Source organism: Streptococcus bouchesdurhonensis, from assembly GCF_948472335.1.
The window spans coordinates 52255-64323 of the sequence record NZ_CAOKTW010000001.1 but is presented as its reverse complement, the minus strand read 5'-3'; the positions used below and the strand labels follow the sequence as shown (position 1 = coordinate 64323).

General features: G+C 38.4%; 7 protein-coding genes. All 7 read right to left on the bottom strand.

The window, feature by feature from the left end; all coding sequences use genetic code 11:
* Positions 1 to 216: 216 nt before the first annotated feature.
* Positions 217 to 1641 (bottom strand): NADP-dependent glyceraldehyde-3-phosphate dehydrogenase, encoded by a 1425-nt coding sequence (locus QMQ21_RS00300; protein WP_238096175.1) that lies wholly within the window; start codon positions 1639 to 1641, stop codon positions 217 to 219.
* Positions 1642 to 1836: 195 nt separating this feature from the next.
* On the bottom strand, positions 1837 to 4122 hold the full coding sequence (gene pulA, locus QMQ21_RS00295) for a type I pullulanase (RefSeq protein ID WP_261813700.1): 2286 nt from the start codon (positions 4120 to 4122) through the stop codon (positions 1837 to 1839).
* Positions 4123 to 4275: 153 nt separating this feature from the next.
* A complete protein-coding gene (gene ligA / locus QMQ21_RS00290; protein WP_261813699.1) occupies positions 4276 to 6234 on the bottom strand; it encodes an NAD-dependent DNA ligase LigA in 1959 nt (652 codons plus the stop codon).
* Between the two features lie 92 nt (positions 6235 to 6326).
* On the bottom strand, positions 6327 to 7505 hold the full coding sequence (locus QMQ21_RS00285) for an MFS transporter (RefSeq protein ID WP_261035199.1): 1179 nt from the start codon (positions 7503 to 7505) through the stop codon (positions 6327 to 6329).
* A gap of 79 nt (positions 7506 to 7584) precedes the next feature.
* Complete coding sequence (locus QMQ21_RS00280) at positions 7585 to 8448, bottom strand: Rgg family transcriptional regulator (protein WP_060628235.1); 864 nt, start codon at positions 8446 to 8448, stop codon at positions 7585 to 7587.
* 43 nt (positions 8449 to 8491) lie between these two features.
* The gene (locus QMQ21_RS00275; protein WP_261035198.1) at positions 8492 to 9799 is read right to left on the bottom strand and encodes a DUF2971 domain-containing protein; all 1308 of its coding nucleotides are present in this window, start codon (positions 9797 to 9799) and stop codon (positions 8492 to 8494) included.
* Positions 9800 to 10133: 334 nt separating this feature from the next.
* Complete coding sequence (locus QMQ21_RS00270) at positions 10134 to 12035, bottom strand: ABC transporter ATP-binding protein (protein ID WP_261035197.1); 1902 nt, start codon at positions 12033 to 12035, stop codon at positions 10134 to 10136.
* Positions 12036 to 12069 lie beyond the last annotated feature (34 nt).

Here is a 12069-nt window from a genome sequence, read left to right as displayed (position 1 = left end):
GGAAGATTCAAGTAAATTACGGAATTTGCAAAAAAATCTTTTGAAAGTCTTCAACAAATTCACTGATGTGTTCACTTGTAAATCAGGAAATTTTCAGAAACGCTTTGAAAACGAATTGTTTTTTATAATACTATCATAAAGTTCGTTATTTAGCTAACAAAAATATAATTTTAAGTAAAAAAATAAATCAGGAAACGAATCTCCTGATTTTATCTTTCATTTCACATCAAAAACAATGGATTTGACATTTGTCATCGCTTCAATACTATATTTAATTCCTTGAACACCAGCACCAGAACCTTTGACACCAAGGAATGGGAAATTATCTGGACCACGCTGGGTTTTATTATTAATGTGGACCGTGCCCACTTCAAGTTTTTCAGCGATTTCAAAGGCCTTTTTGAAATCATTTGTAAATACTGAGGATTGAAGTCCGAATTCAGATTCGTTGGCAAAGGCAATAGCTTCTTCTACGCTAGCCACACGGATAATTGGTAAAACAGGACCAAATGGCTCTTCCCATGCTACTTTCATATCTTTTGTAACTTGGTCAAAAAGCACAGGCCAGAGAAGATTACCCTCACGTTTAATTGGTGTAAGAGCCTGAGCACCTTTTTCTTGTGCATCCTCAATCAAGCCCCAGATGAAGTCGGCTGAATCATTGTCAATAACAGGTGTAATATCAGCATTGTCAAATGGGTCACCAACTGTTAATTTAGCAACCTCTGCTTGAAGCAAAGTAGCTAATTTATCTGCAACGCTTTCTAGAACAATGACACGTTTAATGGCCGTGCAACGTTGTCCTGAGTAGCTAAAGGCTCCCGCAACGATTTGTTTAGCAGCATGTTCCAAATCTGCATCTTCTAGTACAAGAGCTGCATCTTTCCCACCAAGCTCCAACATGATTGGACGCATACCAGCTAAACGACCAATACGTTCTCCGATAGGAGTTGAACCTGTAAAGTTGATGAAGTTGACTTCTTTGTGTTCAATGATATAATCCCCAATTTCTGAACCACGACCCGTAATGGTATTGAAAACACCAGCCGGAATCCCTGCTTCTTCAAACGCTTTAGCCAACAAGAGCCCAGAAATAGAACCTTGTGTTGGTGGCTTAAACATGACTACATTCCCTGCAATCAAGGCAGGTGCAATTTTAGAAGCAGATAAATTAACTGGATAATTAAAGGGAGCGATAGCCAGCACGACACCAACTGGCTCGCGACGAACAACGGCCAATTTATTTTTACTTGCTGCTTCAAAACCGCCACCTTCCATTGCTTGTCCAGTGATACGGAGACCTTCCTCAGCAGCATAGCGAATCAAGTCTGCGGTACGCACCACTTCTCCAATAGCTGCTTTAATTCCCTTTGCCACTTCTTTGGCAAGTATAGTACCAATTTCTTCCTTATCACGTTCTAAAATAGCTGCTGTTTTGTGCAAATAAGCCGCACGTTCAACTGCTGATAAAGCTCGCCAAGCTGGCAGGGCTGCACGCGCAGCTTTCATAGCCTCATCTACTTCTGCCTGAGTCATAGCTGGAACAGTCCCTAATTCTTCTTGGTTTATTGGTGAATAAATCGTAATTTCTTTTTCAGCTGATTTCCATTTTCCATTTACTAAATTCTGATATCTTGTCAAATTCTCGTCCTCCTGAAAATGATTAAGATATATTTTACCAAATTTTCAGAAAATTACAACCCTTTTTGCAATTTTTTTGAGATTATTTTCACAAGCTTGGTTTTTCAAACTATTTGAAACTTGATTCTAATCTTCATTGAAAACTTATAAATGATAAAAAGGATTAGACAATCTAACCCTTTTTAGTTTATGCATTTAAGAGAGTACTTTTAGCACTGCGACACTAGTATCATCAATGACATTTTCTTGTTTCGAACGACTATTGGTCACAAGCATTTCTAGATTTCCTGCATTTTCAAAGTATAAGGAAGTTCCCTTGGCATTGAATACTACCAATAGATGTTCTGGCCCCCCGTGAATCTCGTAAACAATCCATCCGCTATTTTCTGCAGCTGTGTGAACAAAGACATGACGGTAAACTTCTTCGTATGTAGGATAAGAAAAGGCGCTAGTCTGTGTTTTCAGTCGAATAATTTGACGGACAAAGTCAATGCTTTCTTGTCTTTCATTGATTAAATCCCAGTTTATTTGGTTAACACTGTCAGGAGCGTTGTAACTATTCATAGCACGTTCTCGGTCTGCCGAAGTGAGTTGTCCATGTTCACCCGTCGGAATTAATTTGGTTCGACCAAATTCTTGGCCAATTTCCATAAAGGACATTCCTTGCATGAGAAGGTTCATTACTGTCGCCGTCTCAACCTTGCGCATAATCTGGTCTGAACTTTGATCAGGATGAAGAGTCGCCAACAAATCATGAAGATTGTAATTGTCATGGGCTTCAACATAGTTGAGAACCTGGTTTGGACTGAGATAAGAACCCAATTCTCGGCTACCAAGAATGGCCTTGGCAATGATTGGTTCAGTGGCTGCACCACTTACAAATCCTGACTTGATTGCACCATAAACTTCTCCTCCTTTGACCGCATCACGCTGATTATCATTGAAGAATCCGATATTTGGCATTTGGTAGGCATTATCCTTCTTGGCCTTATCATAAGGTGCAAGACCTGTTCCCATATCCCAGCCTTCTCCATAAGTGATAATACGGGGATCAACCTCATCTAGCGCCCAACGAATCGCTTGCATGGTTTTGACATTATGAATACCCATCAAGTCAAAACGGAAGCCGTCAATATTGTATTCCTGTACCCAGTATAGAAGAGAATCAATCATGTACTTGCGGAACATTTCGTGTTCACTGGCTGTTTCATTTCCAACACCTGTTCCATTCTGGAAGGTACCGTCTGGATTCATACGATAGTAGTAATCAGGGACAGTTGTTTGGAAAGGTGCATCAACCGTTGAAAAGGTGTGATTATAAACCACGTCCATAATGACACCAATCCCCGCATCGTGATAGGCTTGAACCATGGTCTTCAAATCACGAATGACCTGCCCTGGATCATCTGGATTACTAGAAAAACTTGGTTCTGGTGCATTGTAGTTTTGAGGGTCATAACCCCAGTTATAGGTTACATTTCCATCCTCATCGTATTCCTTATGGCGATCAAAGATAGGCTGGAGTTGAACATAGTTGCAGCCAAGTTCTTTGATATAGTCAAAGGCGGTTGCTTGTCCGAATTGGTTTACAGTTCCAGTCTGGGCAGCACCAAGGAAGGTTCCACGGAGATGCTCTGCAACTCCAGAGGTCGGAGATTTGGTTAAATCTCGGATATGCATTTCACAGATAACTGCTTTACATGGATTTTCCAAACGCCAAGGCGCTTCTGTTCCATGTTTGACCACAAATCCTTCTACTTGTCTGTCTTGATGAGAAAGAATTACGGAACGTTTGCCGTCAGGACTTGTGGCAATCGTGTAAGGATCTCTCGTCACAGTCTGGTGGTGAGGAAAGTCAATCTGATACTGATAAGCCTTGCCAGCAAGATTTTCATCTAAGTCTAGACTCCAAACACCAATGGTATTGTACTTATGACTGTATGAATAGCTATTACCACGCTCTAGATTAAAGGTTTTCCAAATCGGAGCGTCGTTGCTGGTATTTTCGTAGACAACCACCTGTACAGCAGTAGCCGTAGGAGCCCAAAGTTTAAAGCTAGTCTGATAATCTGAAAGACTGTAACCTAGTTCTCCTTGGTAGCCCCAGTGGTGATCAAAACTAGCGCTATGTATTGCTCTATCAAAAGCAAATGGATTTTGATCTTTGTAGTAAGGACTAGCAATGGCTGGGTTTTCAGAATAATAAACAGTCTCGTCGCCCTCTAAAATCCAAACTTCTGTCAGAAGCGGATAGTAGTTATAACGCACGGAATATTCCTTAACTGTCCCATCAATCTCGACAGAAAACTTCAGGTTTTCTAACTTTTCTTGACTTGTAACTGTGAAGGAGAACTTTGCTCCAAAAAAGTTATTTTCATAATACAATTTTTCAACATTGTCCGCCTGTTTTCTACTAAATGAACAGGCTGCATAATCCCCGTTTTTTCGATGAAAATGGATGACTACAGGGTAATTTAACATTTCTTTTCCTAATTTCTAATTTTAATTTAATTTTTTATGTGGTGCTGATAGATTCAGCAATTTAATTTCTGACTCAAGATAGACTCAATTCATGTCAAAACACTTCAGGATAGACAGTTTCAGACTATCTAACATCTAGCCTTCTACTATTCTTTACAAACTTTCGAGCCAAGCTTCATCTCGAACTTCAATACCAAGTTCTTGTGCTTTTTGAAGTTTACTTCCAGCATCTGCACCTGCCACGACGAGGTCGGTCTTTTTAGAAACACTGCCAGTCACTTTAGCACCCAAACTTTCGAGTTTATTTTTAGCTTCTGAGCGCTTGAGCCGTTCCAATTTTCCAGTCAATACAACGGTCAAACCTGACAAGGCCGCATCTGCCACTACCGTCTGTCCTTTATAGTCCAGATTGACCCCAGCTTCTTTCAATTCTTTGAGGAGAATTTCAGAGCCTTCTGTCGCAAAATATGTCTGAAGACTCTTGGCAATCACACTACCCAGACTTTCAATACTAGCCACTTCATCTGAATCTGCCTGAGCCAGATTTTCGATTGAATGAAAATGTTGAAGTAACAGCTGACTAGCCTTGCTTCCGACATGGCGAATTCCCAAACCAAACAAGAGCTTTTCGGCAGAGTTTTCCTTTGATGCTTGAATAGCATGATAGAGTTTACCAGCAGACTTTTCCTTAACCCCTTCTAAAAGGAGGAAATCTTCTTCTTTCAAACGGTAAATATCCGCCACATCCTTTACTAAATTGGCAGCAAAGAGTTTCTCAACAATAGAAGGACCAAGGCCTGTAATATTCATAGCATCACGAGAAGCAAAGTGAATCAAGCCTTCCATGATTTGAGCAGGGCAACGCGGATTGATACAACGGAGAGCCACTTCATCTTCAAAGTGCAACAAGTCAGAGTTACAACTTGGGCAGTTTGTAGGGATATCTAGTTTTTCTTCAGAAACCCGTTTGGACTCTACTACACGTAAAACAGCAGGAATGATGTCCCCAGCCTTATAGACGATAACCGTGTCGTCTTTGCGGATATCTTTTTCAGCAATATAATCCACATTGTGTAGGGTCGCACGGCTAACAGTTGTACCAGCTAGTTGTACTGGTGTTAGATTGGCTGTTGGGGTTACAACACCCGTACGGCCAACTGTCCAATCAACTGATAAGAGTTGAGCTTCTTTTTCTTCAGCTGGGAACTTGTAGGCCACTGCCCACTTTGGAGCCTTAACGGTAAAACCAAGTTCTTCTTGACTTGCTAGGTCGTTTACCTTGATTACCACTCCATCGATATCATAAGGCAGGTTTTCCCGTTCCTGTCCTACTTTTTGAATAAAATCCCAGATTTCATCTATATTTTCAGCCAAGATTCGCTTTGGATTGACCACAAAACCTAGTTGTTCAAGGTGCTTCAAAACCTTTTCTTGACTATCACGAGTTGAAGGGCTGGCTTCTTGATAGAGGAAAGTCGCAAGATTGCGCTTGGCAACTACTGCTGTATCCAACTGTCGCAGGGTGCCTGCTGCCGCATTACGAGGATTGGCAAATTCAGGCTCTCCATTTTCTTGGCGAGCTTGGTTAACCTGGTCAAAAGAAGCGCGTGGCATGTAACATTCCCCACGAACTGTGATATCTAGTTCTTCTGGCAAGGTCAAAGGAATGTCCTTAACACGCTTAAGATTTTCTGTTATATTCTCCCCAACAGAACCGTCTCCACGTGTTGCACCAACAACTAAAATCCCCTTTTCATAAGTCAGCGAGATAGACAAACCATCGATTTTCAGCTCACAAATATAGGTCGGATGAGCCACTTCCTTACGAACACGCGCATCAAAAGCTTCAAGCTCCTCACGTGAAAAAGCATCCTGCAAACTATAAAGAGGATACTGATGACTGTATTTTTCAAAACCATCTAAAACCTTGCCACCAACACGATGGGTAGGACTGTCTGCTAGCACTTGATCTGGATAGGCAGTTTCTAACTCGACCAACTCTCGGTAAAGGCGATCATACTCACTGTCTGAAACCGAGGGATTATCGCTGGTATAGTACTCAGTCGCATAGCGATTGAGCAAGGCGACCAACTCATTCATTCTTTTATTCATAAAACTATTTTACCATAAATTAAGCCCTTCTCACAAACGAGAAGGGCGAAAAAAACACTTAGATTGGAATTATTTTTGAAGTCCAAGCAAACTTATGTCTCTTTTTCAAAATGAGTTCGAACATATCCGAGAGCTAAGAAAGATAAGGCTACAACTCCAAGTCCAATAATCAAGAAAGAATAAAGATGGACACTTGGAAGAAAGGTTATCAAACCTTTCGCAATCGGCATAAAGAGAATTGCCAGTGTAAAAATGGTACTCAATACCCTACCCAGATATTCTCCATCAATCTTGGTCTGTACCTGTGTAAAGAAGTGAATATTAAAAATCGTCATAAAGAGTTCACAAATCAGGTTTCCAGAAAAGGTTAAAATATTGGGCAGTGGCAAACCCATCATGAAAACTCCTACTCCTGTTAAAATCAATAAGAACAAAAGTGTATTCATACTTGATTTAAATTTATTTGCTATCAGTGCTCCTATAATTGAGCCAATCGCACCCATGGTTAAGATAGTCGCATAAGCTCCTTCTACTCCATATAGTTTATTTGAAAAAGGAAGCAAAAACTCAAAAGCCGCAAAAAAGAAATTAACGCTGGAAGCCACTAACAGGAGAAAGAAAATCTCTTTTTGATGCCAGATATAGTGCAAGCCATCTTTGATATCTGCAAAAATATCTTTACCAGTAAAAAGTTTCTTATCTTGAACCATTGGTTCTTCTTTTGGAAGTAAGGCCACTAGAACAAATGCTATAAAAAAAGTCAAAGCATCTAGTAAGAGCGTCAGATGGAGACTTGAGAATTGTAAAACAAGAAAAGAAAGTACAGGAGAACTCACGCTGACAACCTGCAAGACCAACTCCAAACGAGAATTGTAGAGGACCAGTTCATCCTTCTCTACCAATTCGGTGATAACGGCCTTATTTGCTGGTCTAGAAAAGGCAAAAGCAATAGCCTGAACAATATTGGCAAAAATCAAAGCTCCAATCATCCAGCTGTCATTCCTTATAAAAGAAATAGCCAGACAAAGAATCCCACAAACAAGGTCTGCCGCCATTAAAATCTTACGACGAGAAAAACGGTCTGAAATGACTCCGCCAAAGGGATTTACGAGAATAGATGTGACGAGTTCAGAAATCTGATACATTCCTAAAACAGTCTGGCCTATGGCCCCCATGGAAGCCAACCAGACACTATTTCCATAATCATAGAGCATATTCCCTATCTTGTTAACAGCTCCGCGACTAATCAACTGTACTGCATAGCGATTCATATAAAAACTCCTCTCAAATTTTGAAACTATTGTATCAAAACCGAAAGGAGCTTTTTCATTTTTCCCTTATTTGGGAAAATTAATCTTTGATAAATTTTTTGTAGTGTTCCTGATAGTAGGCTACTTGCTCTGGAAGATCTAGCACGTCAAAAATATGCATGGCCTCTTGCATTTGCTTACAACCTTCTTTACACTGTCCTTTTTGGTACAAGGCAAAGCCTTTTAGGTAATGTAAAATATTTCGTTCATACAGACTAATGTTTTTACCAATAATCTTCTCTGTATAAGTCTCAAAATAGCTTGCATTGTCAAAAGAAAGATGCTCTAAACAATGCTGGTAACAATTGAGGGCCAAAATCAAAACCAATCTCTTATGGCGACCAATCTCTTGATAAAATTCCTCCCTCTCCATGACTTCTCTACCAATCCGAGTGACATAGTCTACATCGTAGAAACTATAGAGGTTACCGAAAAGAATCAACTCATACATGGTCCATTCTTCTGTTTTGAAGAGATAATCTGCTACCTTATCTAAATCATCCTGCTCCATATGATAACTCGAATCTCTTTGACAAATCAGACCTTGCAACAAAATCCAGTTCAGCTCAAAATAGAGTGGATTTGTCGAACTCTTAGCCTTTTCAAGTTGTTCACTTTGAAGCTTTTGAAAACCTGCAATATCATTTGAGTAGTAAAGGGGTACAATTTGTCCCATCATGGCAACATGTTCATGATTATGGAAATCCCTAGCCTTATCCATGAAATTTTCGATTGTTACATGAATGTTATCCAAAATCTCAAAGAAACGTGAGACTGCTAGGTCAGACTCCCCAAGCTCAAAGCGAGATAACTGAGAGGTAGAGCAAGACTCCCCTGCCGCCTCCTTTAAAGAATAATTTCCACTTGTTCGAAATTCACGAAATACTTTTCCAAGATGTTCCATCTTTACACCCTTTTTTACAAAATAAACATTCAAAATTAATGAATTAACGATAAGATATTTGCGACTTAGTTACTTCAATATTTCTATCAACGAATTTTATATAGGGAGCAACAAAATCAATATCATCACATTTAGGACCAAGTTTAATTTTGGAATATTTTAGTTCTTTGTCAATATAAGCATATAGACCAGGAATCACACTATTAGAACTTTCGCTAGAAAAAATAACATCTTCGTTGCCTTCATAAGATTGAATAATTCTATATTCATTTTCATAGCTGTAATCTGCATCTTTAAACAAATAACGAATGTCATCAATTAGGTTTAATGCTGATAAAAAGATACCTTCTTTTTCTTTATCATCGTCATAATTTTTAATTTCGTTAAATGCTGATTTTATTGAATTTATTTCTTCCTCTAGTAAATCTTCCTTAACATTATAACAAACTTTATAAATTTCTATTCCATCTTCTATTAAGCTTTTAATGTACTCAGAATGATATGTTAGATTAATCCCTTTTGCATCATCACCATACTGCTTCCACATTGGAAGACTATCATCTAGATTTTGTTCACCTCCAGTTTGTGTCATAGAAGCAAAGAAGAACGGCGATGTATCATAATCGGTTTCAGACAGCTTCTCTTTCTCAATACCTATGAAATTGAGAAATGTATATCCTTCATTTGGATCATTCATTTGTCTGGCATTGCTAAGCCGTAATCTAGGATAATTATTTTTATCATCAGTTTTATAAAGCAAAAATTTTAATGTATTTAGGGAAGTATAGTGAATAAAACTGTCATCGTTTGTAGTTCGAGAGTATCTTAATTTGTCCTTAATTTTCTTAACACTAGTTGATATTTTTCCTAAATCTTCATTTTTAATGGTCTCTAGCTCTGACTTTAATTGATCAAAATTAGTTCTTTCAAGTAAGGAAAGTAATAAATCAATACCATTTTGATGTTGGCCATAGTTTAGATTATCTAAAAAATATCTGGCTAATTTATTTAATAATTCAAAATTAAAATTACACCCTCCAACAATTTTGAAAACTAACTTTTTATTATCCTCAGTTATTTCATCATCCATTAATATTTCCAAAATATAATCAAAAATAAGTTCTAAATATTTCTCAGTTGAAACACAATTACCAACATTTAATTCTGAATCGATTCTTTGTATTTCACTATTAAAATCTATTATATCTTCACTTTTTGTTATCCCATCATTTCTTAAGAGAGCTTTCTTTACTCCACTATTTTCTTTTATATCTTCTGGTATATCATTAAGTGTTAAATCATTGTGCTCTTTTAGAAAATCATCATAGTAATCCTGTGAAAATTCATACAATTTTTGATAAAACTCTAGATTACAAGCTAAAGAATATTTTTGATTCCTATCAAAATCATCTTTAGATAATTCAAAAATAGATTTAATTCCATCCGCATTCTCTTGTTCTTCTATTTCAGATTCATAAATTCTATAACTACCTATGTATCTTTCACTACAATCATTATCATAATAATAAACACTAAAAGTAATATTATAACCATAGTCATTCCAATTATCTTTAAAAAAACAAAACTATCTGAAAATGTCTTATTGGTTACTTTCTTATATTCTGTGTTAAAATATCTAATATTCTGTGTTAAAATATCTAAATTCTACCATCTGTTTTCTCCTTTTACACCTGCTCTGATAATTCTTCCCACTCAAGCATAGCTTCTTCCTGACGATGGCTGATTTTGTCCAGTTCAGCCTGCAATTCCACCAGTTTGCCGGCATCGTTTGTTTCCAACATTTGTTCAGAAATGTCTTGGCTTTGACTTTCTAACTCTTCGATTTCAGCTTCTAGACTTTCGATTTGTCGCATGAGTTTACGGGCTTCTTTTTGACTTTCTTTCTGAGCTTGATAGTCATTAACTGGACTTGCTTCTTTTGCTTGATTAGTAGTTGAAATTTCCTCAGTTTGAATCATTTCTACTTCTGCTTTCTTCTCGACATAGTAGTCGTAATCTCCAAGATAGAGAGTTGATCCATTCTCAGACAATTCCAGTACATGAGTTGCCACACGATTGATAAAGTAACGGTCGTGACTGACGAATAGAAGAGTTCCATCAAAGTCAATCAAGGCATTTTCCAACACTTCCTTGCTATCAATATCCAAGTGGTTGGTTGGCTCATCCAGAATCAAGAAGTTGTTGTTTTCCATGGAAAGTTTAGCCAGAAGTAAACGGGCTTTCTCGCCACCAGACAGCATGCCGACTGATTTTTTAACATCATCTCCTGAGAAAAGGAAGGCACCTAGACGGTTACGAATTTCAACTTCTGGTGTCAGTTTAAAATCATTCCAGAGTTCATCCAGTACAGTATTACTTGGTGTCAGCTTGCTTTGGGTTTGGTCATAGTAACCAACCTCAACATTGGCGCCAAAGCGCTTCTCACCCTTGATAAAAGGAATCTGGTCCACAATAGACTTGATAAAGGTTGACTTGCCAATACCATTTGGTCCAACAATAGCAACAGCATTCATCTTACGAAGGTCTAGGTTGATAGGATCTGACAATATTTCCCCATCATAGCCAATAGCTGCATTCTCAACAGTCAAAACAACATTGCCCGACGTTTTTTCAGACTGGAAGGTCATGTTGGCTGATTTCTTGCCAGCTTCAGGTTTGTCCAAACGCTCCATTTTTTCCAGTTGTTTGCGTCGAGATTGGGCTCGTTTGGTCGTCGAAGCACGTACTAGATTGCGATTGACAAAGTCTTCCAGAGCAGCGATTTCCTTTTGTTGCTTTTCATAGTTTTTTGCCTCAGTAGCTAGCTTTTGCTCCTTTAACTCAACAAAACGAGAGTAGTTACCCACATAGCGATCCAAGGAATGCTTGGTCAAATCTAGCGTAATTGTCGCAACCTTATCTAAGAAATAACGGTCGTGGCTGACAATAATAAGGGCGCCGCTATAGTTTACCAAGTAATTCTCTAGCCAAGCGATAGTTTCAATATCCAAGTGGTTGGTTGGCTCGTCCAAGACCAAGAGATTTGGCTTTTCAAGGAGCATTTTGGCAAGTGCCAGACGAGTATTTTGACCACCCGAAAGCTCGGCAATTTTCATCTGCCACATAGATTCGTCAAACTTGAATCCATTCAAAATCGCTCGTATATCAGCTTCATAGGTAAAGCCACCTGCTTGGCGAAAATTCTCAGATAAGCGGTCGTAATCTGACATCAGTTTATCCAAATCTTCACCAGATTTTTCACCCATCTCCAGCTCCATCTGACGAAGTTGTTTCTCAGTCCGACGCAAGTCATCAAAGACATGAAGCATCTCATCGTAGATGGTATTTTCAGACTCAAAACGGCTATCTTGAGCTAGGTAAGACAGAGAAATATCTTTTTTCTTATTGATTTCACCACTAGTTGGCTCCTCTTCTCCAACCAAAATCTTCAAAAGAGTAGACTTACCTGCACCATTTTTCCCAACAAGGGCTATCCGATCACGTTCATCAACTTGTAGGTTAATATTATCAAAAAGAACCTCTCCTGCAAAAGAACGTTCAATTTTATTAGCTTGTAAAATAATCATAAAAGTAGTATAGCATGTTTCCCTAAGGCATTCA

Coding starts and splice junctions, on each gene's coding strand:
- ligA (WP_261813699.1), bottom strand. CDS start 6,234: ATGAATAAAAGAATGAATGAGTTGGTCGCCTTGCTCAATCGCTATGCG.
- QMQ21_RS00285 (WP_261035199.1), bottom strand. CDS start 7,505: ATGAATCGCTATGCAGTACAGTTGATTAGTCGCGGAGCTGTTAACAAG.
- QMQ21_RS00270 (WP_261035197.1), bottom strand. CDS start 12,035: ATGATTATTTTACAAGCTAATAAAATTGAACGTTCTTTTGCAGGAGAG.
- pulA (WP_261813700.1), bottom strand. CDS start 4,122: ATGTTAAATTACCCTGTAGTCATCCATTTTCATCGAAAAAACGGGGAT.
- QMQ21_RS00280 (WP_060628235.1), bottom strand. CDS start 8,448: ATGGAACATCTTGGAAAAGTATTTCGTGAATTTCGAACAAGTGGAAAT.